This is a genomic window from Rhodococcus ruitaii, assembly GCF_055230935.1.
Map to the genome: position 1 here is coordinate 233,320 of NZ_JBUYWC010000002.1, position 26,212 is coordinate 259,531.

A 26,212-nucleotide genomic window follows, 5' to 3' on the forward strand; every position below is an offset into this window, starting at 1 on the left:
AGCGGCCGGTCTGTGGCCGAGGAAAATTCCGTGACGGAAGCAATCCGGCTGGAGGCGGTATCCAAGGTCTATCGGTCCAAGGACAATCGAAGCGACACGCCAGCACTCGACGACGTGAGCCTGACCGTCCCGCGCGGCGTTTTCCTTGCCGTCATGGGCAGGTCCGGGTCCGGCAAGAGCACACTCTTGCACTGCGCGGCCGGGCTCGATACTCCGACGCGAGGCAGGGTGTGGATCGGGGACACGGAGATCGGTCGTATGTCGGAGGCTGCTCGCACGCGGTTGCGACGCGCACGGGTGGGTTTCGTGTTCCAGGCCTACAACTTGATCCCGTCCATGACCGTCGAGCAGAACATCACCTTGCCGCTGCGCCTGGCGCAGACACCCGGCGACAGGGCATGGCTCGCCACGGTCGTCGAGCGGATTGGGCTCGGCGACCTCCTGACCCGCTCACCCGGGGAACTTTCGGGAGGGCAGCAACAACGGGTTGCGGTGGCTCGCGCACTCGCGACGCGCCCGGACGTTGTCTTCGCCGACGAACCGACGGGTGCTCTGGACCCGGCGACCGGCGATCAGATCCTTTCCCTCCTTGATGATCTCGTGCGTCACTTCACTCAGACTGTCGTGATGGTCACGCATGATCCGGTGGCCGCTGCCCGGGCACAGGACGTTGTGGTGATGGCAGACGGCCGAGTCGAGCGGGTCCTGCGTGGGCCAGACGCATCCACCTTGGCTGCCCTGCTCGGCGGGCGGGTCCGGTGACACTGCGCTTGCCCGTTCGGGCCGGTGAAGTCGTTGCGGTGATCTGTGCTGTGGCGGTGGGTGCGGCTCTGGTCACGTTCTGTCTCGTCATGGCCGAGTCGGGCCTGTATTCGCGGGTACCCACACAGCGGTTCATCGGCATCGATATGGTCGTCGGTGCCGACCAGAGCGTCCCGCAGGACGAAGACTTCGATCCGGTGCTGCCCGAACACGTCGGCGTCCCGATCGATCTCGTCGGCGAGCTGTCGGTGATACCGGGGGTGCGTGCGGTGGCGCCCGATCTGAGTTTTCCGGCTGTGGTCACGGATGGACACGGTGGGGTGCTGCCCGTGGAGTCGGTCCGAGACAATGGGCACGGGTGGGATTCCCTTCTCGGAACGGTCGATTTGGCCGGTGATGAGCCGAGCGGTCCGGCCGACGTCGTACTGACCTCCGGTACAGCCGTCGAGGTCGGGGTCTCGGTCGGAGATCCGGTGACGGTACTGCTCGGTGGACGAGTACGGGATATGCGGGTCACTGGCGTCGCTGATCTCCCAGGTGGCAGTGTGTTCGTCAGCGACGCCTCGGCGCGGGAGCACTCCCGGAAGCCGGAGGGTACCGCAGACCTGCTCACGGTCGCGCTCGACGACCATGCGGATACCGCCGTCGTCGCCGACCACGTCGAGGAAGTCGTCGCAGGGCAGGGGTTGGTGGTAGCGACGGGCGACCACATCGGCCGTGCCGAACGACCGGCGGCGGCGTCCGGGAACGCAATGTTGACGGCCGCCGCGCTCTCCGTCGGGGGAGTACTGGTGGTTCTCGTCGGTTTCATCACCGCGGGAGCGGTTTCCGTCGGAGTGGCGAACCGGTCGCGGGAAATCGCGTTGCTCCGCGCCGTAGGGGCGACACCGCGACAGATCCGGGTGATGACGGCGAACCAGACGACCGTCGCGGCATTCGGGGCTGTGATCGCTGGGGTGCTCGGCGGATACTTGCTGTCTGCAGCGGCCACGCGACCGTTGACAACCGCGGGCATGCTCGCACCTGGCCAGTTGCTGAGCTGGAGTCCTGGCCCGGCGCTGGGCGCCGGCTTGCTGATGCTGGGCATGGTCCAGGTGGCGGCGCGAGCGGGAGCGTTGCACATCTCTCGGATGCCGGCCACCGAAGCGATCCTCGAGACCGAGGCCGAACCCCGCGGCGGAGGCCCGCTCCGGACCAGAGTGGGGTTCGTGGTTCTGGCGCTGGCGGCCGGATCCGCCATTGTCCCACTCGGAATCCGCAGCGAGGAAGCTCTCATCGGCACAGCGTCGGGAACGCTCCTGGCGATCATCGGCGTGGCGCTGGTGGCTCCGGCGATGGTGAGGCGTATCTGCGGGTGGATTCTTCTCAGGACAGGTTCTGCGGGCAGATGGCTTGCCGTGCACAACTCGGGTAGTCATGCACTGCGGACCGGTGGTGCGGTCAGCGTCCTCGCACTCGCGGTCGGGCTGTCGACCACACAGATTTTCGCGGTGACCACTGCGAGCGCCACGGCGAATTACGAGGTGAGCGGCGGCACCATCGCCGACGTACTCGTGTCCGCGCCAGACGCGGGCGGCGTGTCGTCCTCGACTCTCGCGGCGATCGAGAGTGCACCTTCTTCGACCACAGCCGTCGCTGCCGTCCGGTCCAGCGTGGTGCGGCCGTTCCAGCAGGATGGCGGGCCACGCGCCGAGGAATACTCGATCCTCGCTGTCGGTCCCGACGTCGGGAAGGTGCTCGATCTCGGAGCCGCTGACGGTGATCTGACGCACCTGACCGGCAATGCCGTGGCCATGGAATCCGCGGCTGCCAGGCTTGCCGGGGTCGATGTGGGCGACACGCTGCCGTTGATCCTGGCGGATGGAACCGAGGTGGAGCCGACCGTGGTCGCTACGTATGCACGTGGCTTCGGCTTCGGCAAGATCGTCGTGTCGCTCGATCTGCTCCCGCAGGGAATATCCGGACCGTACGACGAGGTGCTCGTCGCCGGAGATTCTGCGCGGATCACGACCGAACTCGCCCCGCTTCTTGCAGATTCGCCCGGACTGAAGATCGACGATGCCCGCGCGGCCCTGCTCGGGCCCTCCTCACAGGATCCCTCACGTGTGCTCAATATCGCCGTCTCCCTCGTCTTGATGGGCTACATCCTGCTCGGTGTCGCCAACCGCCTCGTGGCGAGCACGTTCCGGCGTAGACGAGAATGGCAACTGTTGCGGGCAGTCGGGGCCACCCCGCGTCAACTCCGCACGATGGCGTGGTCGGAAACCGCGCTGATCTGTCTCGTGGCAACGGTCATCGGGCTCGTGGTCTCTCTCGGGCCGATGACCGTGCTGGCCCTCGGGTTCGTCGGAAAGCCTTGGCCTCAGGGCCCGTTGTGGCCCGTACTGGGGACGGTATTCCTCACCTGCATCGTCGCGCATCTGGCGACGATGCTGCCCGCGCGTCGTCTGCTGAAAAGGTCGGGTGTCCCTATGCCGGCAGGATGATCCGCCACTACTGTTGATCACATGCCCACGCTCGACTCGGTGGCGGACTCCCTGTACGGCCTCGACCCCGGGGAGTTCATCGCCGCGCGCACCGAGTACGCGGCGCAGGCCCGTGAGTCGGGCGATCGTGAACTCACCGCCGCGATCGGGCGGCTCCGCAAACCGACGGTCGCCGCGTGGCTGGTGAACGTGCTCGCACGTGAGCGGCCCGACGAACTCGGCGTCCTTCTCGGCCTCGGTGACGCCCTGCGCACTGCGCAGCGCACCCTGTCCGGACAGGACCTGCGCACACTGTCGACGCAGCGGCGGCAGGTGATCTCCGCACTCGGGCGGGATGTGGCTGCACTTGCTTCCGAGCGGGGACGGAACCCCAGCGAGACTGCGCTGCGGGAGGTTGCGCAGACGCTCAACGCCGCTCTGATGGACCCGGCTGTCGCCGATCGTGTGCGTGCGGGGAGGCTCGACGCCATCATCGAGCCGAATGGAAGCGGCGACTTCGGCGGGTTCGGTGATGTGTCGTCGGCGCAGCTGAGCGTGGTTCCCGACCGGACTTCCGCACGAGCCGAACGTGCCGAAGCGCGCGCCGAACTTCGCGACGCGACCACTGTGGCGGAAGGGGGACGCCGCGCTGTCGAGCGTGCGCGCGCCGCCGCGGCGGAAGCGGAGCGAGAACTCGCACGCCACGAAGCGGGAGTCGCGGCACTGCACGAGAAGCTGGCCTACGCGGAGCAACAGCGCAAGTTCGCCCGACGCGCGGTTGTGGCAGCGAAGAAGGACATCACTGCCGCGGAGCGGGAGGCAGCTGCGGCCGAAGCAGATGTGGTCCGGTTGCGCGGGCGCCGCTCACCCGAGTGAACGGAATCGGGTGACGAAACGCCGTTGCCACGGTGTCTCGACCGCGCGCGGATCGTAGTGACGGCGGATGAAACCGACTGCATCTCTCGTCCGCACGCCATCGAGGACTGCAAGGCACGCGAGCGCTGTGCCGGTGCGTCCACGTCCACCGCCGCAGGCCACCTCCACACGCTGCCGCCCCGCGCGGACCCATAGTTCGTACAGGGCGTCATACGCATCCCCGGCGTCGGACGGCACCCGGAAGTCATGCCACCGCACCCAGCGAGAGTCCCAATCGATCGGGACCAGCGGACGACCCTGGAGGTATACACCGAATTCGGGCAGTGGGCCATCGGGCAGCGGGGCGCGCAGGGCACGTCCGCGTACGCGCCTTCCCGACGGCAGCTGCAATACGCCGGGAGACTCGATGTCCCATTCCTCGTGCACGAGGGAAACCTACCTGTGCCGATGCCGCCGCTTGCTGCACACAGCGTCGTGTCGGTCGTGTGTCACGGCGCACTGTGGCCACGGGCTCTCCGACCGATCGCACACGCGGGCCGCGTCGCACCTGCCCGGCATGTCTTCTGCCACCCACTACGGTCGGGGCACGAGCGGAGGCCCTACTCTCGGGCGCATGAGTGAACACTCCGACGTCGCGATCCGGGTCCTCGAATCCGAAGAGGAGTTGCGGCAGGCGATGGCCCTGTTCCGTACAGCCATGGTCGGTCTCCCTGCCGGGCCGGACTACCCCGAGGGACGCATGGGTGATTTCCTCGAGGCAAGCCGCACTTTCGGTGCATTCATCGATGGCGCACTCGTCGGCACCACCGATGCGACGTCGGGGTTCCTGGTGCTCCCCGGCGGCGAGCGGGTGTCGCACACGGGTGTCACCCATGTCGGGGTGCTCCCCACTCACACGCGGCGCGGCGTCGTCACGCACCTGGTGCACCGTCAGTTGCGCGACGCACGCGAGCGCGGCGACGTCGTGGCGAGCCTGCGTGCGTCCGAAGCGACGATCTACGGGAGGTTCGGTTACGGCGTTGCGTCGACCTCCATGACCCTCGAGGTCGACAGGCGCCGTGCGGTTCTGCATCCGGGTGTTCCGAGTGGCGGCACCGTCAGGTTCATCGAGTACTCTCACGCGTGGGATGTGTTGGAGCGCATCTACTCCGAGCACGTGGCAGATCGGCCGGGCCGTATCGGTCGCACCTCCTACTGGTGGGCCTCGCAACGCTTCCGTTGGTCGGCTGTGGACGGACCCGCCTATGTCGCGGTGCACGGCAGTGCGGGGATGGAAGATGGGTTCGTCCGGTACCGCCCGGAGAACACCGCGGCATGGTTCGGTGGGCGCGACCGAACCATCGTCGTGAGCGAGTTCTTTGCACCTACAGCCGCATCGCACGCAGGACTCGTTCGGTTCCTGCTGAATCTGGATCTCGTCGACCGGATCGTCTTCGACGCGGTACCTGTAGACGATCCACTGCCGTGGATGCTGACGGATCAGCGTAGCGCTCGGATCGGTTCCGTGTCGGACGAGACGTGGCTGCGTATCCTCGACGTCCGGCGAGCACTCGAAATGCGCTCGTTCGTGGGCGCCGGAAGTGTTCGGGTCGCGGTGACCGATCCTGTCTTCGCGGAGAACAACGGGGTGTTCGAGGTGTCCGCCGACGGTGTGTCGATGTCAACCGAACCGGCGCACCTCGAAGTCGGCATCGCCGAGTTCGGGTCGCTGTTGCTCGGCGGGGTGAGCTGTCACATGCTGGCGGCAGCGGGGCGGATCAGGGTGCACGACCGGGGAGTACTGCCGATCGCCGAGGGGTTGTTCGGGTGGCCGCTGGCACCGTTCGCGGGCACCATGTTCTGAATGCGGTACTGCTTGGTGCCGGAACGCGACGTGCCGGTGCACGACATTCCTAAGGGAGTGTTAGGAACCTGTGATTGCTGTTCCCATCGAGTGTGGCCACCTGCACTGTGGATCCCGAACGTGATGCACCGCATCGAAGGGAGCTCCACATGGCGCGCACCGCCACCGGCGAACGCCGGGTCGTCAGCAATATTCTGAAGGGCTCGATCGGTAACCTGATCGAGTGGTACGACTGGTACGTCTACGCGGCTTTCTCGGTCTACTTTGCGCATGCTTTCTTCCCGGAGGGTGATACCACCGCCCAGTTGCTTTCCACGGCAGCGGTGTTCGCGGTCGGCTTCCTAATGAGGCCGCTCGGCGGCTGGTTGATGGGAGGGTTCGCCGATCGGTACGGTCGCCGCACCGCGCTGACGCTGTCGGTAACGGTGATGGCGTTCGGATCGTTGATCATCGCTCTCACCCCCGGGTACGACACCATCGGCGTGGCCGCCCCCGTGCTGCTGGTGCTTGCGCGTCTGCTGCAGGGGCTCTCGGTCGGTGGTGAATACGCCACGAGCGCGACCTACCTGTCGGAGGTCGCGTCGGAGGGGCGGCGCGGATTTTACTCGAGTTTCCAGTATGTGACGCTCGTATCGGGCCAGCTGATCGCACTCGGGATCCAGATCGTGTTGCAGAGCGTTCTTCCCCCGGAGGCCATGGAGTCGTGGGGCTGGCGGATTCCATTCGTGATCGGTGCGTTCGGTGCGGTGGTCGTGATGTGGCTGCGACGGGGAATGGACGAGTCGGACGCATTCACCGCCGCGACGTCTTCCACAGCGACCGACACTGCGGTGGTAGCGACGACCGACGAGCCGAAGCGCGGATCGCTGCGGATGCTGATGCAGTACAAGCGCGAATGCATGCTGGTGTTCGCATTGACACTCGGCGGAAGCGTCGCGTTCTACACCTATACGACCTACATGCAGAAATACATGATCAACACGTCGGGGATCGACAAGGTCACCGTCGCGTGGATCAACTTCGCGGCCCTGTTCGTCTTCATGGTGCTGCAGCCGATCGCCGGCAGTTTGTCCGACCGCATCGGCCGTCGCAAACTGCTCATCTTCTTCGGGCTCGGTGGCACACTGTTGACGGTGCCGATCATGACGATACTCGGTGGCACCGCGAGCCCATTGACTGCCTTCGGTCTGATGATGCTGGGCTTGACGCTGGTCACCGGGTACACCTCGGTCAACGCGATCGTCAAGACAGAGCTGTTTCCTGCCAAGATTCGCGCCCTGGGTGTCGGACTGCCGTACGCGCTGACCCAAGCGATCTTCGGCGGTACAGTCGAGGCCGTGGCATTAGGTCTCAAAGGCATCGGCCACGAATCGCTGTTCTTCTACTATGTGACCGGATGCATCGCGATTTCCCTGATCACCTACGTGTTCATGCGTGAGACATCCGCACGATCGACCCTTGATGCGGATCGCCGGGTGTCGGCGGAGCAGGATGAGCCGGTCGCCGAGAAGGATCTGGTCACCGTAACCCGGTGATCGTGGACGGAGGAACTCTACAGGTGCGGATCGCGGTGGTCGAGGATGACGACGGAGTCGGTGACGCGCTCGTCGATGCGCTTGCCATGCACGGGCACACGCCGGTCCGCATGCGCAGGGGAGCCGACCTACTGCTCGGACACCGAGACGCCGACCTCGTTCTGCTCGACCTGGGGCTTCCCGACACGGACGGACTGCAGGTGCTTCGACAGCTCAGGACAGTCAGCGACGTTCCGGTCGTCGTGCTCACCGCCCGCGACGACGAACGCTCGATCGTGCGCGGTCTCCGCGGCGGCGCAGACGACTATCTCGTCAAACCTGCCCGGCTTCCGGAACTGCTCGCACGCATCGACGCTGTGTCCCGTCGTCGTGGAGCAGTCGCTCACGAGCGCGACCGTATTGTGTGCTCAGGTGATGTCGTAGTCGATCTCGATGCGCGAACGGTCGAGGTTGCGGGTAATCCAGTGGTGCTCACAGTCAAGGAATTCGACCTGCTGGCCGTACTTGTGGAACGTGCGGGCACTGCAGTGAGCCGCCAGCAACTGATGGATGCGGTGTGGGGCGACGCGTACGTGGCAATCTCGCGGTCGCTCGATGTCCACATGACGGGTCTGCGGGCGAAACTTGCTCGTCCAGGCCTGATCTCGACCATCCGCGGCTACGGATACAGGTGGAGCACCTGACGTGCGTCGTAGGATCCTCATCGTGCTGCTCGGGTTCTCGACGTTCGCAATCGTTGCGTTCGCGGTGCCGTTGGCGTCAGCAACCGCGGATGCGCGTGCACGGGAGCTGGTGCTGGATCGTAATGCTGACGCCACACACTTTGCGGCGGTTGCCCGTCGCACTGCAGATCAGATTTCCGACGAGCAGTTGCAGGCGGAACTGGACCGCTACCGTGAGTTGTACGGAGAGGGTGTCCTTGTCGTCGATGCGCGCGGGATGAGCCGTGCGTCGGCCGGGCTCGCTCCCGCGGATCCTGGTGTTGCCGAAGTGATTACCTCGGCCCTTCGCAACCAACGCCAAGGGATCGGCGTGTCGCTCACCCCGTGGTCGGACAATCGCGAGCTGATCGCGGTGCCGATCGGTACCGGGATAGAGGTGGAGGGCGCAGTGGTTCTCGAGGTGTCCACTGCGGCTGCGCGCCAAGATATCCGGAATGCCTGGATGATCATTGCTGCAGGTGCGATTTCCGCCTTGGCCGTCGTCACGCTTCTGGCAATAGTGCTGGCACGTTGGATCGCCCGACCACTCGAGATGCTGACCGAACGGGTGGTGGACCTGTCCGAGCACGTCCCCCGGCGCCCCGGTGAACTGCTCGGTCAGGAACCGGTGCGTCGCTATCACGGGCCACCCGAGGTTCGTCAACTCGCGCGGTCGTTCGACATGATGTCAGTGGCGATACGAGCATCGGTCCGTGCGCAGCGGCAATTGGTGGAGGATACGGCGCACAAACTACGCAATCCATTGGCGGCTCTACAGATAAGGCTCGATTCGCTGGCTGCGCAACTGCCTGATTCTGCGGTCGAGGTCCATCGCCGAGCGAGTGCGGAAGCGGATCGGCTGGGCGATATCCTCGATGCCCTACTCACATTGGCCGCTGCAGAAGTGCCCGCCAGTGCCGAGACAGAACGTCATGCCGAGACCTGCGACCTGTATTCGGTGGTCGCCGATCGAGCGGACGCCTGGTCGGCGGCATTGGCGGAGCGTGAGATCTCACTGGTCGTCGGCGACGATCTGACTCTTCGAGTGGCGATGGTGGGCGATCGACTATCCCAGATACTCGATGTCCTGTTCAGCAACTCGTGTCGATACGCGGGGCGAGAGGCAACGGTGAGGATCGATGCCTGTCGTGTTGCCAACGGTGTTCGCCTGTCTTACGAGGACGACGGAGTCGGTGTGTCACCTGACGACCTCGGACGGTTGTCCGAGCGGTTCTACCGGGCGTCGGGATCGACCGGGCCCGGTACCGGGCTCGGTCTGTCGATCGCGGTAGCACTCGTCGATTCGGTCGGAGGCAACCTCACGCTGAGTCCGGTGCTCCCGCATGGACTGAGGATCGACATGGTGTTGCCTGCGGCCGCGACACGGACACCGTGCGGGGAGGGGGACGGCAGTGATGAATCGTCGTGATTTTCTGCGTGCCTCGATCGGAACCGTCGCCCTGGCGCTGGTGGCGTCCTGTGATGCGTCGTCACCGGTGAGACTGAGTCTGGCAGCAGGAGAGAAGGGTGGGTTCTTCTGGGAGTTCGCTGAGCTTCTCGCCGCATCCGCGGCACGTGCTCGTTCCGACGACGAAATAGTGCCACTCGTGACCGGCGGATCCGCCGACAATCTTCGCGCATTGGAGACGGGAACTGCAGACTTCGGTCTTAGCCTGATGGATTCAGCGGTCGAGCGGTTCCGTATGGGCGGCGCGTTCGGCGCTGTGGGCCGCGTATACGAGAACTACATGCAGCTCGCTGTGCGGGCCGACTCGACGATCGAGAGCGTGGAAGATCTCCGCGGCACACGAGTCAGCGTCGGTGCCCCGGGCTCGGGCGCCCTGCTGACTTCCGAGCGGATTCTCACCGTCGGAGGTCTCGGTGTGCCCGGCGCGGTCCACCGGGTCCAGTTGTCGTTGACAGAGGCGGCGGAGGCGCTCGTTGCCGGCGACATCGACGCGGCGTTGTGGGCGGGCGGCATCCCCACGCCCTCTTTCGAGCAGCTGCCGGTGCAGATCAGATTGGTGAGTCTGTCCGGAACCGTGGATCTGCTGCGCGCCGGGTTCGGACCCATCTACGAGCGGGTCGTCATCAGGGCAGACACGTACGGGGTCCACCCGCCTGTCGAGACGGTAGGGTTGGCGAATTTGCTGTTGGCGCCCCTCTCTGTGCCGGATTCGGCAGTGGGCACCGTGGTCGACCTGCTGGTCGAACATGCGGCGGAGCTTGTTCCGAAGCAGGCCGTCGGAAGCCAATTCCTCGACCCGCAATCCCTCGTTCACACCGGTACGGTGCGGCTACACCCAGGGGCTGTCGCCGCCTATCGGAGGCAGCATGGATGACGGTCGCCCTGCCAGTGCTACGTGCGGTGTCGCGAGAGCGTTAGATTGCAGAGGTGACCGAAGCCGTTCTCACCGCCGTCCGTGCCCACCTCGTCGCGAACCTGTCCGACCCGGCAGGGGCTGCGCCCGAATCGGCGTCGGTGACATTCCTCGGTCTCGAACCGATCGAAATCCTGCGGTTCCGGGCCGACGAAGGACTCACCCGCTTCGCGACACTGGGCTGTTCTCGCCATCCGATGGGCGACCCGAGCGAGACCGTCGCAGACCCGACCAGGGGCCCGCGTGCCGAACTGGTGCTGAACCTGCATAAAGCAGACGGACTCACCGCAGGAATACACCGAAGTTTGGCGGTACTGGCTGCGCTCCCCGCAGTGGAGGGAGTAGTCCTCACCACCGATGCGCTCCTCGATCTCGGGGAGCCACTGTGGGCCGGTGCGCCCTTCACTGCGATTCTCCTCGAGGTGAGCGACGTGCCTGATCTGGAGTTACCCGAACCGGCCGATCCGGTGCAGTTCTTCGATGCAGTTCCGATCACAGCAAACGAGGCGGCGTGGAAGCGACTGCGCGGCGCCGATGCCCTCCGCGAAGCGTGGGTGGAGGCGGACATCGATGTCCGCGATCCCGAACGCGGTGCTGCCCGCATGTGATGGTCAGCTCGGGACGACGACGCCCATCGAACCGCCGCCGATGCACACGTTCAAGCCCGGCGTCGCCGATTCGATCTGCAGCGCGGCTCCACCTCCGGACACGCGCACGTAGACCGTGCCGAGTCCTTCAGTGACCGGTGCGGTCACGTGTTCCTGCCCCGGGAATCCGAGCGCGATGGCACCGTCGTCGGCGGCCATGTAGTGGAGTTCGACGGTCCATTCCCAGTCGCCGGCGGGCTCGTTCAACGGCAGCGATGTCACCGTATTGCCGGTGACCGCGTGTCCGCACTCGGGTACGGATCCGGGAAGTACGCCGCGCAGCGGCATCAGTTCGGCAGGAACCAGGACACCCCGATCGTCGAGGACATTCAGCTCGGTGGCGTGAGTGCTGATCTCGGAGCGTCCGGGCAGGGCGGAGAACACCGACCCGACAAGGTTGTGCGGGTGAGTGATGGGCAGCAACACCCACACCGACACCGGGTGATCGAGCACAGGTTCCTGTGGATGTGCGGTGAGCGAGGCCTTCGCAGCCGCGAGATATTCGTCGGTGGGGTTGTCGGTCCAACTGCGGGTGAAGGTCACCGTCGACCATACCGAGCTGACGATGAACGCGACCGCGCAGGTGAGGGCCACTGCACGCGCCGCCGCCGGTGGTCGGCGCTCGGGGGCGCGGAGGATCAGTGCGGCGGCAACCGCCACGATGACGGACGAATCCGCGAAGTAGCGGAGAGTCTGCGCCAGTTCGTAGGTGGTTTCGGGTCCGAACCGCGTGCTGATCATGGCGACGAGCGATGCGCACACGTACGCGACCGAGGCGATCCACACCGCACCGGTACGTGCCCGGCAGCGCAGGCTCCACTGCAGCGCGCCGGCGACAGCGACCCACCCCGCGATCACGAGGACGAGCGGAGGGTCGGCCCACGGCGGACTCGGATTCCATCGTTCCCACTGCCATGGCCCACCGAGCAGCGACGGCACCAGGCCGTAGGACAATCCGTGATGGGTCAGCCCCGCCACCATCGACCAAGGGGGCACACCGAACCGCGAGACGACGACGGTGGTGTACCACGCGGCCCAGACCGCCAGCACGACTCCGGATCCGAGCCACAGGGGACGTGCTCGCTGCCACGCGACCCGGACCGGCCGACGAACACCGTCCACGCGATACAGCAGCGCGACCGTCACGAACGCGACGAAGGGCACGAGGACCGACTTCTCGAAGAACGCCAATGCGCAGAGTGTGACGACCACGCCGGACACGGCATGACGTCGTCTGCCCGTGCGCGCGAGCTGCACAGCGTCCCCCGCGACCCAGGCGAGAGCAGCCTGCATGGGGAGCGAGTTGAGGCCGGCTGCCCACCACGCGAACGCGGGCAGGGTCAACGGCGAGAACAGATAGAACAGTAGCGGGCCCCACAACACCCGGCGTTTGCCGAGAAGCAGCCACAGCAGCCGGAGCACGGCGAGTGACGCCAACAGCTGGCCCACGACGAGTGTCAGGGCAGCAGGCCACCATTGCATCGGAGCGAGCCACGTGACCAGCGACGCGACCGCGAACGCCCCGGGCATCAGATGACCGTCGTGGTCGTAGTTCAGCATCTCCGGTGACAACAGGGGGTACGTGCCTGCACGCCCGATCAGGATCAAGTCGTCCCAATAGAATTCCCCCCGGAACGCAATGATGCACCGGATCGTCACTTGTATTGCAATGAGCGCGACTGCGACGACCAGCACCGAACGCCGGCCTGGGCGCGAACCGGATGACGCAGGTTCGCGTTCGAGAAGTGCAGTGCTCACAGCCACTTGCTGCTCACAGCCACTTGTTGTGGCGGAACAGGACGAACAGCACCGTCACGATCACCGCGATGATTCCGATCACCACGTAATAGGAGTACTCCCAGTGCAACTCCGGCATGTGGTCGAAGTTCATGCCGTACACACCCGCGATCATCGTGGGCACCGCCGCAATGGCGACCCACGCGGAGATCCGGCGCATATCGGTGTTCTGCTGCACCGTCACCTTCGCGATCGCCGCATCGAGGAGGGTGCTCAAGGTTTCGTCGAAGGTCGCGATGCGGTCGGAGACCGTGGTGTGGTGGTCGGCGACATCGCGGAAGTAGCGCCGAATGTCCTTGGGGATCGGATTGCCGGGCGAGCGGATCAGTCGCTGGAGCGGCTCCGCGAGTGGCACCACCGCACGGCGAAGTTGGACGATCTCGCGCTTGAGGAGATAGATCTGCTCGACCGCGATCCTGGTATCGGGGGTGAAGACGAATTCCTCGAGATCATCGACGTCCGGTTCGACCGCGATGGTGACCGCAAGATACGTGTCGACGACATGATCTGCGATCGCATGCAGCACCGCCGGCGGCCCGAGAGCGAGTTGTCCAGGGTCTGCTTCGAGGCGGGCACGCACCGCAGACAGTTCGGAATGATCACCGTGACGCACACTGACGATGAAGTCGGGGCCGGTGAACAGGAGGATCTCCCCGGTTTCGACGATGTCGTTGGTGGTGGTCACCGATTCGTGCTCGACATACGTCACGGTGCGCAGCACCAGGAACAGAAGGTCGTCGTAGCGCTCGAGTTTCGGGCGCTGATGGGCGTGTACAGCGTCCTCGACCATCAGTTCGTGCAGATCGAACGTGCGGGCCACACTCGTCATCTGGTGTTCGTCCGGCTGGTGGAGGCCGAGCCAGACGAAGCCCTCGCCGCGCCGACGAACCTCGGCGAGGGCGGCGGCGTGGGCGTACCGGCCGGGGAGGCGCTCGCCGTCGACGTAGATCGCGCAGTCGACGACCGCGCGTTCGGCGGGAACGAGGATCGTCGGTGCGTCGGTGGTCGCGCGGCGTCCCGGACGAGGTACGGAGGAGTTCGGCAACGGGTTCCTTCCGTGTCCCTGGTGTCTTCACCACGTGTCCCTGTGTGTCTTCACCACGTGTCCCTGGTGTCTTCGGCACACGTAGAAGACACCGTCCGGTCGCTCGATCATCGTAGTCGCTGCACCTGACACACTTATGGGGTGCGCATCGATCTTCACTCTCATTCGGCCGCCTCCGACGGTACGGACACCCCCGCCGGGTTGGTCCGGGCCGCGGCGGCAGCGGGCCTCGACGTGGTGGGCCTGACAGACCATGACACCACAGCCGGATGGGGCGAGGCCGTCGATGCTCTGCCGTCCGGCCTGCGGTTGGTCCGAGGAATGGAGATGTCCTGCACCGGTCGCGGTGAGGACGGAGCCCCCGTGGCGGTGCACCTGCTGGCATACCTGTTCGATCCGACGGACCGGGTATTCGTCGACGAACTCGAACGATTGCGGGGTGAGCGCGTGTCGCGATTGCGCATGATGGCGGAACGCATGGCAGAGGACGGGTTACCCATCGATGCGGACCGTGTCTTGGAGCAGGCGGGGCCGGCGGCCGGTCGCCCGCATCTGGCGCGTGCGCTCGTCGAAGCGGGGGTGGTGCCGACCATCGGAGATGCCTTCACCGAACTGTTGGCGCCTCGCGGCCGCTACTACGTAGACAAGAACGACACGCCCTTGGCGGACGCAGTGAAGATGGTGGCGGCCGCCGGTGGCGTGACGGTCGTCGCACATGCCCGAGCGAGATCTCGCGGCCGGTTGCTGGCGCTCGACCAGATCGAGGAGCTCGCCGAGATCGGTCTCGGTGGTGTAGAGGCCGACCATCCCGACCACAGCGACGCGGATGCACGGCTGATGAAGGACCTGGCGTCGAATCTGGGACTGTTCGTCACGGGTTCGTCCGACTATCACGGCGACAACAAATCGGTCGGACTCGGCCGGTTCACGACCGACCGCGACGCATTCGAGGACCTGCTCGATCGTGCGCTCGGTGCCGAGGTGGTCGAGGGATGAGGTTGCGGGGACCGGGTCGCGACGACGCACGTCAGAACGAAATCTACCGGAACAGTAACTATTACGGCGATGCGTACTACGCGGACGAGTACTACTCGGGTGAGTATTACGGCGACGGTGCACGCTACGGAAATCCTCCCGGGCGGGTGGGCATCGTGGTGAGAGCGGCGCGCGTCGTCTCGGGAATCGTGACCGGCGCCGTCCTGGTTCTCATGATCCTGGTGTGCGGTGCCCACTACCTCGGGGGCGATGGCAGTTTTCCCGGTCCGGGGGCCACGTCGGTGGTGGCGCATGTCGTGGCGGCGGTCGTCGCGGTGGTGGCGCAGGTGATCGCAGACCGGCGGCGAGGGCCGATTTCCGTCGTTGCCGCAATTGTGGTGGTTTTCACTGCATCGATTCTGTTGGTCACCCAGTGGTGGGGTTGAGGGGCATGAAATCTTCGCGCTACTCGTCGGTAGCTCGGGCGTAATCCCAGGAACCGCTGAGAAATCACCGAAAAATGGGGTGTTCGAGTTGCAAACTCACAGGTGGGGAGTGCAAATCGGTGAGAACCTTCGCAACCAACACCGATTTGATGTTTGGTCTGTGAAGGTGGCAAACTTCTGTGTGGTTCGAGGTGGTGCTACCGCCCCGCTTCGGGCAGAAGATGGCAGGTCCTGCTGAAGGGCCGCCGCCAGGGCCACCCTCCTAGGCGCCATCACGCTCCGGAAGTCGTACAGCGTTGTACAGCGGCAATCGTGATCGCGCCCGGAAGCTTCACCGAACCCGTCCTTGGCGAAGCTGCTGCAACTACATAGACGGTCGATGCACGCTGGTGCATGCCTAATGATGTTCTGTTGCAGTTACTTCGCAGTAACCGGGACCCGACTGGTCTCGGAACACGCAGGAGTGTCATCGTGTCAATTGTGTCCGACGCAAAAACCCCTCAGAAGCTCGCATTGACGGACGACGAGATCTTCGGCAGCCACGTCGACGGCAAGCTCTCCGTCGAGCTCACCTCGCCTCTGGATACCCAGCGCGACCTGTCCATCGCGTACACCCCGGGCGTTGCCCAGGTCAGCCGTGCGATTGCGGCCGACGCGACGCTCGCCGAGCGGTACACCTGGACCAACCGGCTCGTGGTTGTCGTCTCCGACGGCACCGCAGTTCTCGGCCTCGGCGACATCGGCCCGCGCGCGTCCCTTCCCGTGATGGAAGGCAAATCGGCGCTGTTCAAGAAGTTCGCCGGCCTCAACTCGATTCCGCTCGTCCTCGACACGAAGGATTCCGACGAGATCGTCGAGACCCTCATCCGGTTGCGCCCGAGCTTCGGTGCCGTCAACCTCGAGGACATCTCCGCGCCGCGCTGCTTCGAGATCGAGAAGCGCCTGATCGAGGCGCTCGACTGCCCGGTCATGCACGATGACCAGCACGGCACGGCCATCGTGCTCCTCGCAGCCCTCAAAGGCGCGGTGAAGGTACAGGACCGCGACATCACGAAGCTGCGGGTCGTCATCTCGGGTGCCGGTGCAGCCGGTGTCGCGTGCGCCGACATCCTGCTTGCCGCGGGTGTCGAGGACGTCACGGTGCTCGATTCCAAGGGCATCATCTCGCGCGAGCGCACCGACCTGTCGGGCGTGAAGACCGACCTGGCAGATCGCACCAACCCAGCCCGTCGACACGGCGGAATCGTCGAGGCTCTCGACGGCGCCGATGTGTTCGTCGGTGTGTCCGCGGGCACCGTGCCCGAGGAGATCGTCGCGACCATGGCCGACGACGCGATCGTGTTCGCGCTGTCGAACCCGGACCCGGAGATCCACCCCGACGTCGCCTCCAAGCACGTGGCGATCGTCGCGACCGGTCGCAGCGACTTCCCGAATCAGATCAACAATGTGCTTGCCTTCCCAGGTGTGTTCAAGGGTGCCCTCGACGCTGGGGCCCGACGCATCACCGAGGGTATGAAGCTCGCCGCCGCCGAGGCCATCCTCTCGGTCGTCGGCGATGAGCTGGCTGTGGACAAGATCGTTCCGAGCCCGCTCGATCCGCGTGTCGCGCCCGCTGTCGCGGAGGCCGTTGCCGCCGCCGCGAGGGCGGAGGGTGTCACCGACTGACGTGGCCGTACCGTGTGCCCCGGCTCGAACCCGCACCAAGTTCGGACCGGGGCGCTCGGTGTTCGCGGGCCATGCGCGACAATGAGCGCCGTGGGAATCGAGTGGATGCGGAACCGACCGTTGATCGTGGCGGTTGCGGCCGCGACATCACTCTCCGCGGGATGTGCATCGGCGGTGCTCGACCAGACGGAAGTGTCCGGTCCCGTTGTCGTCGGCGCGCGGGACGGCTCGGACGGTGCACTGCTCGCGTACCTCTACGCCGGAGTGTTGAGCACGACCGGTATCGACGTGCAGGTGCGTGACGGTCTCGGTGACCGTGACGCCGCACTCGCATCGCTCGACACCGCCGACGTGACGATGATCGCCGACTACACCGGTCTGCTGTTGCAGTACTACGATCCCGGTGACGGCCGAGATCCCGGAGTCACCGGTGGTGAGGTCACTTCGGACGCAGAGGACGTCTTCGAAGCCCTAGCCCGTGCGCTCCCCGACGAACTGACGATCGCGGACTATGCGTCCGCGCAGAATCGTGCCGTGCTCGCCGCTGGCACCGGGTTCGTCTCACAGCAAGACATGGCACGGGTGTCGGATATCGCCGTCCACTGTGCCGACCTGACGTTAGTTCTCACTCCGGCATTCGAAGCGGCAGGCGGACTCGGTGCGCTCACGGGCATCGGGTGCGAGCCACGATCGGTGGAACGTGCAGATTCAGCCGAGGCGTTCGCTGCGGTGTCCGGCGATACCGTGGCCGGGCTGACCACCCTCGCGCCGGTGTTTGCGGCGAAGGGCAGTGGAAGCGATGTGGTGACGGTGCCCGACGCTCCGGATCGTGCACCGATGGAAGAGGCCTCCACAGGCGCGGAGACTCCGGTGTTCGTCGCACAGAATGTTGTCCCGGTGTTCCGCAAGGATGTACTCGGTGAGGCTCAGCTCGATGCGCTCCGCACCGTTGCCGGCGAACTGACCACCGCGGATCTCACCGAGATGCTCGCCGACATCGCCGACGGTGCCGAGATCGACGCAGTCGCCGACGCCTGGCTCGCCGAGCACGCCTGACGCACCGACCGGTCAAGTATGTGATGGCGCTGCCATGCGTGCACCGAGGAACTCGCCGAACTCGATCACCGCATCTGCGGCCTCTTTCACGAGAGATGCCTGCAGTCCTGCGACATGCCACAACTCTGGCTGTTCCACCAACGTGAGGTCCACACCGGCTGCGCGCAGTTTGCCGGAGAACTCGATGATCTGAGGATAGAGCACCTCGGTGGTGCCGACCTGGATCAGCGTCGGCGGAAGACGCGTCAGGTCTGCGTGCATCGGTGCGTAACCCCGGTCGGAGGGGTCGCCACCGCCCAGGTACGCCTCAGCGGAGGCATACGCCCACGCGGTGTTGATGACGACGTCTCGTTCGAATGGGGCGGTGCGTGCACCCGGATCTGTCCACGGCGAGAACAGGCCGAGAGCGGCCGGGGTGATGCCGTATTCGTCGCTGAGCAGGTTCGCGGTGGCGACGGAAAGGCCGCCGCCCGCCGAATCTCCAGCAATGGACAGGGATTCAGGGGTGAAGCCGCACCTCCCGAGGAGTTCCAGGTAGGAACCGACCGCGTCGTCCAGCGCAGCCGGATAGGGATGCTCCGGCGCGAGGCGGTAGTCCACCGCGTAGACCACCGAACCGCTGGCGGCGGCGAGGTGCGCGACGAGGGACCGGTGCGTGGCCGGCGACGCACAGGTGTAGGCGCCGCCGTGCAGGTACAGCACCGCGGTGGGCCGCTCGGTGGCGCCCACCGTCACCCGTTCGGCCGGCCGGCCCGCCAGTGTCGTCGGCCGAACCACTGTGCCGGACGGCAACGTCTGGATCGGCGCGGCGGCCTCGAGCAGGCGTCGTTGCACGGGATAGGGGAGTCGCGCATTGAGCGTGAGCGCGTACAGGGGCCGGAGAGCGGCGCGGACGAGCGGCAGCGGAAGGTGGGGCATGACGAACGCTAACCCTTCGGCAGGACGCGCGCCGTCACGAACGCGACGACACGCTGGTACGACGGGCCGACGAGACGCACCCACCCATCGAGCAGTTTCGCATCGGCGCCGATCAGTACACGACCCTTGTTCTTCCGGACGCCGCGAACGATGGTCGCGGCCGCGTCCTCGGGGGTCGTGCGTGCCAGTGTGCTGTCGAAGAACTGCGCGAAGCTCGCTTGGTCGTCGCCGTCGGGAACGGCGGCGTTGCGCGCGATCGCCGTCTTGATTCCGCCGGGATGCACGCACGTGACCTGGACGGGATGCCGTGCGATGAGCATTTCCTGCCGCAGCGACTCGGTGAAACCACGCACTGCGAACTTCGCCGCGTTGTACGCACTCTGACCTGGTATGGACAGCAGTCCGAACAAACTCGACACGTTGATCAGATGGCCGTCGCCCGATTCGATCAGGTGAGGAAGAAATGCTTTGGTGCCGTTGACGACTCCCCAGAAGTCGACATCCACGACGCGCTCGAAATCCTTGAATTCCGTGCGCTCGAACTCACCGTGGTACGCGACGCCCGCGTTGTTGTAGACCTGGTTGACGACGCCGAAGCGCTCGACGACCTTGTTCGCGTAGTCCATGACCTTCTCGCGCTGCGTCACGTCGAGCGGATCTGCCTGCACCTCGGCACCGAGATCGCGTGCGAGGCGAGCGGTTTCCTCGAGCCCGACGGTGTCGACATCGGACAGTGCCAGCCGGGCACCCTTCGCTGCAAGATCGAGCGCGAGGGCACGCCCGATGCCTGAGCCGGCCCCGGTGATGACAACGACCCGGCCGATGAATTCACTCATTGTGCTGCGACCTCTCGGGTGATGTCAGCGTCCGTTGCCGGCGCGGGGTCGGGTGCGGGAAGGTCCGCGGCGGCGACGCTACGGTACGCTTCGAGATCGAATTGCTTTGTGATGTTGCGGAATTCGAAGGTGAATCCGGGCCAGACCGTGGTGTTGTTGCCGTGCTTGTCGAGGTACCAGCTCGCGCAGCCACCGGTGTTCCACACGCTCGATCCGAGAGCATGCTGGAGAGTGCGGTTGTAGTCGTCCTGGGCGTCCTCGCGTACCTCGATGGTGCCGATGCGGTGCTGGTCGATGGTCCGGATCGCGTCGACGAGGTAGTTGAGCTGCGATTCGATCATGTAGACCATCGAGGTGTGACCGAGCCCGGTGTTGGGCCCGACGAGGAAGAACATGTTCGGAAACCCGGCGACGGTGGTGCCCTTGTATCCCTGCATGCCGGTGTCGTCGAAGACCTCGGCGAGCGAACGCCCGTCCTTGCCGACGATGCCGGCGAATGTGGGGGAATCGGTGACGTGGAAGCCTGTGGCGACAACGATCGCATCCACCTTGCGGGTGGTGCCGTCCTTCGTGATGATGCCGTCAGCCGTCACCTCGCTGATGCCGGCGGTGACAAGGTCGACGTTCGGTCGTGTGAGTGTGGGGTAGTAGGAGTTGGAGATGAGCATGCGCTTGCAGCCGATTTTGAAGGTCGGGGTGACCTTGCGTCGCAGCACCGGATCGGATATCTGACGACGGATCTGGGCGCGGGCCGCAAGCTCGAGCGGCTTCATGAAGATCGGGGCCTTGGCGAGTCCGACGACCTGAGTCTCGCGCGTCAGGTACTGCACGATGCGGGAGAGCCGCTGGAAGCCCGGTACGTAGCGGAACGCGAATCGCTCGGCCTTGGTGTATTCGCGGTCTGCGCGGGGCAGGATCCACGGTGCGGTGCGCTGGTACACATCCAGATGCGAGACCTTCCCGGCGATCGCGGGCACGATCTGAATGGCGGACGCGCCGGTGCCGATCACGGCCACTCGCTTGCCGGAGAGGTCGGCATCGTGGTTCCACCGCGCCGAGTGGAATACCTGGCCTTCGAAAGTGTCGATGCCCTTGATCTCGGGCAGCGACGGCTCGCACAGTGCGCCGACCGCGGAGACGAGAATCTTCGCGCTGAACGCGCCCTTGGTGGTCTCGACGTCCCACCGGAAGGTCGTCGTGTTCCAGGTCGCGGAGCGTACGTCGCAGTCGAAGACGGTGCGGCGGCGGACGTCGTACTTGTCGGCGACCGCCGAGATGTATGCCTGGATCTCGGGCTGAGGGGAGAAGGAGCGGGTCCAGCCGGGATTGAGGGCGAAGGAGTACGAGTACAGGTTCGACGGCACGTCGCACGCCGCGCCGGGGTAGGTGTTGTCGCGCCAGGTGCCGCCGACCTCGGGGCCGCGTTCGAGGACGAGGAAGTCCTTACCTGCGCGGGTGAGCTTGATGGCGGCACCGAGCCCGGCGAATCCGCTGCCGATGATCAGGGTGTCGATCAGGCGGGGGTTCGCGTCGGCAGCGGTAGTGTCTGTAACCGTGAGACTCATGTAAATCAGCGTAGGCACCTGTTGAGCGCTGGTCAATAGTCTTGTTGACTCTAATTCAGTAGGGCGGTTGCATGGAAGGCGTGAAAGCCACCGGCAAACGAAGAAGGCTCGGACCGGCGGAACGCCGCGCCCAACTGATCGACCTCGGGATGCGGATGCTTGCCGAACGCCCACTCGATCAGATCTCGGTCGAGGACATCGCAGACGAAGCGGGAGTCTCGCGCGGACTGCTCTTCCACTATTTCTCGTCCAAGCACGAGTTCCACGTCGAACTCGTCCGGCACATCAGCCGCGACATGCTCGCATGCACCGCCCCGGACGAGACCCTCGATCCCTTCGACATGCTGCGCGGCACCATCGTCGCCTACGCCGACTACGTGACCGAGCGTCGCGACACCTACGTGTCGATGCTGCGCGGAACGGCGAGTGGAGACCCGGACATGCGCGAGGTCTTCGAGCAGACGCGCACCGACATGGTCGAGCGGACCCTTCGATACCTGCCCGGTATCGGAATCGACGCCGGACCTGCGGTCCGCCTCGCCGTGCGCGGCTGGGTGGCATTCGTCGAAGACACCACCATCGCGTGGCTCCGGGAGCCGACCATCGACCGCGACCAGTTCATCGAACTCGCGGTCGGTGCACTCCCCGCCGTCACCTACGCGGCCGCCGCACTCGGCGACACGGCGCGGGCCGGGTCGCTCGTCCCGAAGGACGAACCGACCCGGCCCGCATGAGAACCGTCATACCGGTCAGCGCTCGAATGCCTTGTCGAGGATCTCCTGCTGCTCGACCGCGTGCACCTTGCTCGAACCCGACGACGGAGCCGACATTGCACGACGCGACACCCGCTTCACGCCGGACAAGTGATCCGGCAGGAGCTCGGGCAGAGCCAGACCCAGGAACGGCCATGCACCCTGGTTGGCCGGTTCCTCCTGCACCCAGAAGAATTCGGAGGCATTCGGGTACTTGTCGAGGGTCTCGGCGATCCGGCGACGCGGCACCGGGTACAGCTGCTCGACGCGAACGATCGCGATGTCGTCGCGGCCTTCCTTCTGCTTCTTCGCGAGCAGTTCCCAGTAGATCTTGCCCGAGGTCATGAGCACGCGCGTCACCTCGGACCGATCCGCCGTCCCGTTCTCGAACGGAATCTCTTCGAGGAGCGAGCGGAACTTGCCCTGTGTGAAGTCCTCGACGTTGCTGACCGCAGCCTTGTTGCGCAGCATCGACTTCGGAGTGAAGACCACCAGCGGGCGGCGGATACCGTCGAGATGGTGCCGACGCAGCAGGTGGAAGTAGCTCGCCGGAGTGGACGGCACGGCCACCGTCATCGAGCCCTCGGCGCACAGCTGCAGCCAACGCTCGATACGGCCGGAGGTGTGGTCGGGACCCTGCCCCTCATGACCGTGCGGCAGCAGCATGACGACGTCGGAGAGCTGACCCCACTTGGCCTCACCCGACGAGATGAACTCGTCGATGATCGATTGTGCGCCGTTGACGAAGTCGCCGAACTGTGCCTCCCACAGCACCAACGCCTCGGGGTTACCCACCGAGTAGCCGTACTCGAAGCCCAGGCCCGCGAACTCGGTCAGTGCCGAGTCGTACACCATGAAGCGGCCACCTTGACCGGAGTTCGCAGCGAGCTCCGCGAGCGGGTTGTACTCGTTACCGGTCTTGCGGTCGATGAGAACCGAGTGGCGCTGCGTGAACGTACCGCGGCGCGAATCCTGGCCTGCCAGGCGGACGAGAGCGCCCTGCTCAGCGAGCGACCCGAATGCGAGGAGCTCTGCGTATGCCCAGTCGATATGGCCCTCGCGGGACATTTCACGACGCTTCTCGATGACCGGCTTGACGCGCGGATGCACGCTGAAGCCGTCGGGGACGTTGACGAACGCATCGCCGATGCGGTCGAGGGCGCCTTGGTCGACGGCCGTGGTGAGACGCGGTGCGGGCGTCTGGTCGAGTTCGACGGACTCGGACGGTTCCGGCTGGAACTTCTCGAGCTCGCGGACCTCGTTGAACACCCGCTCCAACTGGCCCTGGTAGTCGCGCAGTGCGTCTTCGGCTTCCTTGAGCGAGATGTCGCCGCGGCCGATGAGGGCCTCGGTGTAGCTCTTACGGACGCTCCGCTTGGTGTCGATCACGTCGTACATGGCCGGCTGCGTCATCGACGGGTCGTCGCCCTCGTTGTGGCCGCGACGGCGGTAGCAGATCATGTCGATCACGACGTCCTTGTGGAACTTCTCGCGGAAGTCCACGGCGAGCTGTGCAATCCACACACAGGCCTCGGGATCGTCGCCGTTGACGTGGAAGATCGGGGCGCCGATCATCTTCGCGACGTCGGTGCAGTACTCGGACGAACGCGAGTGCTCCGGTGCCGTGGTGAAACCGACCTGATTGTTGACGACGATGTGCACGGTGCCGCCGGTACGGTACCCGCGCAGCAGCGCGAGGTTCAGTGTTTCGGCGACCACACCCTGACCCGCGAACGCGGCGTCGCCGTGCAGCAGCAGCGGCAGGACCGTGAATCCGCTCTCGCCCTTGTCGAGGATGTCCTGCTTGGCGCGGACGAGACCCTCGAGCACCGGGTTGACCGCTTCGAGGTGCGACGGGTTCGCGGTGAGCGAGACCTTGATGTCGTTCTCACCGAACATCTGGATGTAGGTGCCCTCGGCGCCCAGGTGGTACTTCACGTCGCCGGAGCCGTGTGCGGCCGACGGGTTCAGGTTTCCCTCGAACTCCGTGAAGATCTTCGAATACGGCTTGCCGACGATGTTGGCGAGCACGTTCAGGCGGCCGCGGTGCGGCATGGCGATCGCGACCTCGTCGAGCTGGTGCTCGGCCGCCTGGTCGATGATGCTGTCCATCATCGGAATGACGGACTCGGCGCCCTCGAGCGAGAACCGCTTCTGGCCGACGTACTTGGTCTGCAGGAACGTCTCGAAGGCCTCGGCGGCGTTGAGGCGGCTCAGAATGTACTTCTGCTGCGCCACGGTCGGCTTGACGTGGTGCGCTTCGACGCGCTCCTGCAACCACTGCTGCTGCTCGGGCTCGAGGATGTGCGTGTACTCGACGCCGATGTGGCGGCAGTACGCGTCGCGCAGCACCGACAGCACATCGCGCAGTTTCATGCGCTGCTGGCCGTGGAAGCCACCGACATTGAATTCGCGGTCCAGATCCCACAGGGTCAGGTCGTGGGTCGTGACGTCGAGATCGGGGTGCGAACGGAACTTGTCGCGGACGAACTGCAACGGATCGGTGTCGGCCATCAGGTGACCGCGGTTGCGGTACGCAGCGATCAGCTCGAGCACACGGGTGTGCTTGTCGACAAGTCCTTCGGGCACATCCTTGCGCCAGCGCACCGGCTCGTAAGGGATATGCAGCGTGTGGAAGATCTCGTCGTAGAACTCGTCGGAGATCAGCAGCTGATGGATGCGACGGAGGAACTCGCCCGACTCGGCGCCCTGAATGACGCGGTGGTCGTAGGTCGAGGTCAAGGTCAGTAGCTTGCCGATGCCCATTTCGGCGATGCGCTCGTCGGAGGCGCCCTGGAACTCTGCGGGGTACTCCATTGCGCCCGCACCGATGATTGCGCCCTGGCCGTTCATCAGGCGGGGGACCGAATGCACGGTACCGATCCCGCCCGGGTTGGTCAGCGAGATCGTGACGCCGGAGAAATCCTCACCGGTGAGTTTGCCGTCGCGGGCGCGACGGACGATGTCCTCGTACGCCGAGTAGAACTGCGCAAAGTTCATCGTCTCGCAGTTGCGGATGGCAGCGACGACGAGTGAACGCTGCCCGTTCTTTCCGGGCAGGTCGATGGCGAGACCGAGATTGGTGTGCGCCGGGGTGACGAGGTTGGGTTTGCCGTCGATCTCGGCGAAGTGGTTGTTCATGTTCGGGTACGCCTGGACCGCCTGGACGATCGCGTAGCCGAGCAGGTGGGTGAACGACACCTTGCCGCCGCGCGTGCGCGCGAGGTGGTTGTTGATGACGACGCGGTTGTCGAACATCAGCTTCGCGGGAACGGCCCGAACGCTGGTGGCGGTAGGGATCGACAGCGAGGCGTTCATGTTCTTCGCTACCGCACCGGCAGCACCGCGAAGGACCTTCTTCTCCTCGGTTGTGGGTGTGGCGGAAGGTGCAGCAGCAGCCTTGGATGCGGGCTTCGCTGCGGCCGGCTTGGCCGCCGGGGCTGTCCGGGGTGCGGCTTTCGGTGCGGGTGCGTTTTTCGGTGCAGGCGCGGCTTTCGGTGCTGCTGCCTTGGGGGCGGGAGTAGCCGAAGCAGTCGTGGCAGGTGCGGACGTCGCCGGTGCCGGCTTCTCGGGTGCTGTGGTGTCGGATCCGTTCACACCCCCTGCAACCGCTGCTTCCGGCGAGTAATCGGTCAGGAACTCGTGCCAGCTCGCATCCACGGACGACGGGTCGTCCTGGAAACGCTGGTACATCTCGTCAACCAACCACTGGTTTTGTCCGAACTGTGATGTAGAGCTGCTGCTCACGGCAGTTGTTCGCCTCGTTTCTTTCTTCGGTACCCGATCGGAGCGCCTGTGGTTATGAGGCTAGCCCTTGACATGTGACGATTCGAACTGATCGTTCATGCGCGAGAGCCACCTCACAATCTCGAGTCGACGGGGTCTCCATCGATGACGGTTCTCGCCCGCCGATTATTCCCTGTTACGTGCATCGCCGCAGCACTGGC

Annotated in this window: 21 protein-coding genes; 14 read left to right on the top strand and 7 right to left on the bottom strand. The window is 65.3% G+C overall.

Annotated features, from left to right (window positions below):
- Positions 1-30: 30 nt before the first annotated feature.
- From ACZI8W_RS02190 to ACZI8W_RS02200, 3 genes are read left to right on the top strand one after another with little or no spacing between them, the layout of a single operon-like run.
- A complete protein-coding gene (locus ACZI8W_RS02190) occupies positions 31-762 on the top strand; it encodes an ABC transporter ATP-binding protein (RefSeq protein ID WP_463366837.1) in 732 nt (243 codons plus the stop codon).
- Complete coding sequence (locus ACZI8W_RS02195) at positions 759-3,248, top strand: ABC transporter permease (RefSeq protein ID WP_463366838.1); 2,490 nt, start codon at positions 759-761, stop codon at positions 3,246-3,248. The genes ACZI8W_RS02190 and ACZI8W_RS02195 overlap by 4 nt, the downstream gene beginning before the upstream one ends.
- 21 nt (positions 3,249-3,269) lie before the next feature.
- The gene (locus ACZI8W_RS02200; RefSeq protein WP_463366839.1) at positions 3,270-4,103 is read left to right on the top strand and encodes a hypothetical protein; all 834 of its coding nucleotides are present in this window, start codon (positions 3,270-3,272) and stop codon (positions 4,101-4,103) included.
- On the opposite strand, the gene ACZI8W_RS02205 is transcribed toward ACZI8W_RS02200, so the two are convergent.
- A complete protein-coding gene (locus tag ACZI8W_RS02205) occupies positions 4,092-4,529 on the bottom strand; it encodes a phosphatase domain-containing protein (RefSeq protein WP_463366840.1) in 438 nt (145 codons plus the stop codon). The two genes, ACZI8W_RS02200 and ACZI8W_RS02205, sit on opposite strands and share 12 nt — an antisense overlap.
- Positions 4,530-4,716: 187 nt before the next feature.
- On the opposite strand from ACZI8W_RS02205, the gene ACZI8W_RS02210 reads away from it, so the two are divergent.
- From ACZI8W_RS02210 to ACZI8W_RS02235, 6 genes are all read left to right on the top strand, one after another.
- On the top strand, positions 4,717-5,946 hold the full coding sequence (locus tag ACZI8W_RS02210) for a GNAT family N-acetyltransferase (protein WP_463366841.1): 1,230 nt from the start codon (positions 4,717-4,719) through the stop codon (positions 5,944-5,946).
- Between the two features lie 149 nt (positions 5,947-6,095).
- The gene (locus ACZI8W_RS02215) at positions 6,096-7,481 is read left to right on the top strand and encodes an MFS transporter (protein ID WP_463366842.1); all 1,386 of its coding nucleotides are present in this window, start codon (positions 6,096-6,098) and stop codon (positions 7,479-7,481) included.
- A 23-nt stretch (positions 7,482-7,504) separates the two neighbouring features.
- Positions 7,505-8,164, top strand: coding sequence for a response regulator transcription factor (locus tag ACZI8W_RS02220; RefSeq protein ID WP_463367035.1), 660 nt, complete (start codon positions 7,505-7,507; stop codon positions 8,162-8,164).
- A gap of 1 nt (position 8,165) precedes the next feature.
- Positions 8,166-9,611: a sensor histidine kinase gene (locus tag ACZI8W_RS02225; protein ID WP_463366843.1), complete on the top strand. Its 1,446-nt coding sequence runs from the start codon at positions 8,166-8,168 to the stop codon at positions 9,609-9,611.
- Positions 9,595-10,524 carry a TAXI family TRAP transporter solute-binding subunit gene (locus ACZI8W_RS02230; protein WP_463366844.1) on the top strand — a complete coding sequence of 310 codons (930 nt, stop codon included), beginning with the start codon at positions 9,595-9,597 and terminating at the stop codon, positions 10,522-10,524. Before ACZI8W_RS02225 ends, ACZI8W_RS02230 begins: the two co-directional genes overlap by 17 nt.
- A 53-nt stretch (positions 10,525-10,577) precedes the next feature.
- Entirely contained in the window at positions 10,578-11,171 is a 594-nt protein-coding gene (locus ACZI8W_RS02235) for a suppressor of fused domain protein (protein ID WP_463366845.1), read from the top strand.
- 3 nt (positions 11,172-11,174) lie between these two features.
- Here the strand turns inward: ACZI8W_RS02235 and ACZI8W_RS02240 are convergent, their stop codons facing one another.
- Together ACZI8W_RS02240 and ACZI8W_RS02245 are read right to left on the bottom strand one after the other, a co-directional pair.
- On the bottom strand, positions 11,175-12,974 hold the full coding sequence (locus tag ACZI8W_RS02240) for a hypothetical protein (protein WP_463366846.1): 1,800 nt from the start codon (positions 12,972-12,974) through the stop codon (positions 11,175-11,177).
- A gap of 7 nt (positions 12,975-12,981) precedes the next feature.
- Entirely contained in the window at positions 12,982-13,995 is a 1,014-nt protein-coding gene (locus tag ACZI8W_RS02245) for a magnesium and cobalt transport protein CorA (RefSeq protein ID WP_463367036.1), read from the bottom strand.
- Positions 13,996-14,193: 198 nt separating this feature from the next.
- Here ACZI8W_RS02245 and ACZI8W_RS02250 point away from each other — a divergent pair, with 198 nt between their 5' ends.
- From ACZI8W_RS02250 to ACZI8W_RS02265, 4 genes are all read left to right on the top strand, one after another.
- Positions 14,194-15,048 (top strand): PHP domain-containing protein, encoded by an 855-nt coding sequence (locus tag ACZI8W_RS02250; protein ID WP_463366847.1) that lies wholly within the window; start codon positions 14,194-14,196, stop codon positions 15,046-15,048.
- On the top strand, positions 15,045-15,473 hold the full coding sequence (locus ACZI8W_RS02255) for a hypothetical protein (RefSeq protein WP_463366848.1): 429 nt from the start codon (positions 15,045-15,047) through the stop codon (positions 15,471-15,473). The genes ACZI8W_RS02250 and ACZI8W_RS02255 overlap by 4 nt, the downstream gene beginning before the upstream one ends.
- Positions 15,474-15,944: 471 nt before the next feature.
- On the top strand, positions 15,945-17,138 hold the full coding sequence (locus ACZI8W_RS02260) for an NAD(P)-dependent malic enzyme (protein WP_463366849.1): 1,194 nt from the start codon (positions 15,945-15,947) through the stop codon (positions 17,136-17,138).
- Between the two features lie 81 nt (positions 17,139-17,219).
- Positions 17,220-18,194 (top strand): glycine betaine ABC transporter substrate-binding protein, encoded by a 975-nt coding sequence (locus ACZI8W_RS02265; RefSeq protein WP_463366850.1) that lies wholly within the window; start codon positions 17,220-17,222, stop codon positions 18,192-18,194.
- 12 nt (positions 18,195-18,206) lie between these two features.
- On the opposite strand, the gene ACZI8W_RS02270 is transcribed toward ACZI8W_RS02265, so the two are convergent.
- The 3 genes from ACZI8W_RS02270 to ACZI8W_RS02280 are packed head-to-tail and all read right to left on the bottom strand — an operon-like array spanning position 18,207 to position 21,513.
- Entirely contained in the window at positions 18,207-19,112 is a 906-nt protein-coding gene (locus ACZI8W_RS02270; protein ID WP_463366851.1) for an alpha/beta hydrolase, read from the bottom strand.
- A gap of 8 nt (positions 19,113-19,120) precedes the next feature.
- Positions 19,121-19,948 (bottom strand): SDR family NAD(P)-dependent oxidoreductase, encoded by an 828-nt coding sequence (locus tag ACZI8W_RS02275; protein WP_463366852.1) that lies wholly within the window; start codon positions 19,946-19,948, stop codon positions 19,121-19,123.
- Positions 19,945-21,513 (bottom strand): flavin-containing monooxygenase, encoded by a 1,569-nt coding sequence (locus ACZI8W_RS02280; protein ID WP_463366853.1) that lies wholly within the window; start codon positions 21,511-21,513, stop codon positions 19,945-19,947. The genes ACZI8W_RS02275 and ACZI8W_RS02280 overlap by 4 nt, the downstream gene beginning before the upstream one ends.
- A 71-nt stretch (positions 21,514-21,584) precedes the next feature.
- Here ACZI8W_RS02280 and ACZI8W_RS02285 point away from each other — a divergent pair, with 71 nt between their 5' ends.
- Positions 21,585-22,247, top strand: coding sequence for a TetR/AcrR family transcriptional regulator (locus ACZI8W_RS02285; protein WP_463366854.1), 663 nt, complete (start codon positions 21,585-21,587; stop codon positions 22,245-22,247).
- Between the two features lie 15 nt (positions 22,248-22,262).
- Here ACZI8W_RS02285 and ACZI8W_RS02290 read toward each other — a convergent pair whose 3' ends face one another.
- A complete protein-coding gene (locus ACZI8W_RS02290; protein WP_463367037.1) occupies positions 22,263-25,958 on the bottom strand; it encodes a multifunctional oxoglutarate decarboxylase/oxoglutarate dehydrogenase thiamine pyrophosphate-binding subunit/dihydrolipoyllysine-residue succinyltransferase subunit in 3,696 nt (1,231 codons plus the stop codon).
- Positions 25,959-26,212 lie beyond the last annotated feature (254 nt).

Excerpts from the sequence above, each read along its gene's own strand:
- ACZI8W_RS02200 (WP_463366839.1), top strand. The coding sequence starts at position 3,270 with ATGCCCACGCTCGACTCGGTGGCGGACTCCCTGTACGGCCTCGACCCC.
- ACZI8W_RS02210 (WP_463366841.1), top strand. The coding sequence starts at position 4,717 with ATGAGTGAACACTCCGACGTCGCGATCCGGGTCCTCGAATCCGAAGAG.
- ACZI8W_RS02215 (WP_463366842.1), top strand. The coding sequence starts at position 6,096 with ATGGCGCGCACCGCCACCGGCGAACGCCGGGTCGTCAGCAATATTCTG.
- ACZI8W_RS02255 (WP_463366848.1), top strand. The coding sequence starts at position 15,045 with ATGAGGTTGCGGGGACCGGGTCGCGACGACGCACGTCAGAACGAAATC.
- ACZI8W_RS02265 (WP_463366850.1), top strand. The coding sequence starts at position 17,220 with ATGAGCGCCGTGGGAATCGAGTGGATGCGGAACCGACCGTTGATCGTG.
- ACZI8W_RS02270 (WP_463366851.1), bottom strand. The coding sequence starts at position 19,112 with ATGCCCCACCTTCCGCTGCCGCTCGTCCGCGCCGCTCTCCGGCCCCTG.
- ACZI8W_RS02275 (WP_463366852.1), bottom strand. The coding sequence starts at position 19,948 with ATGAGTGAATTCATCGGCCGGGTCGTTGTCATCACCGGGGCCGGCTCA.
- ACZI8W_RS02280 (WP_463366853.1), bottom strand. The coding sequence starts at position 21,513 with ATGAGTCTCACGGTTACAGACACTACCGCTGCCGACGCGAACCCCCGC.
- ACZI8W_RS02285 (WP_463366854.1), top strand. The coding sequence starts at position 21,585 with ATGGAAGGCGTGAAAGCCACCGGCAAACGAAGAAGGCTCGGACCGGCG.
- ACZI8W_RS02290 (WP_463367037.1), bottom strand. The coding sequence starts at position 25,958 with ATGTACCAGCGTTTCCAGGACGACCCGTCGTCCGTGGATGCGAGCTGG.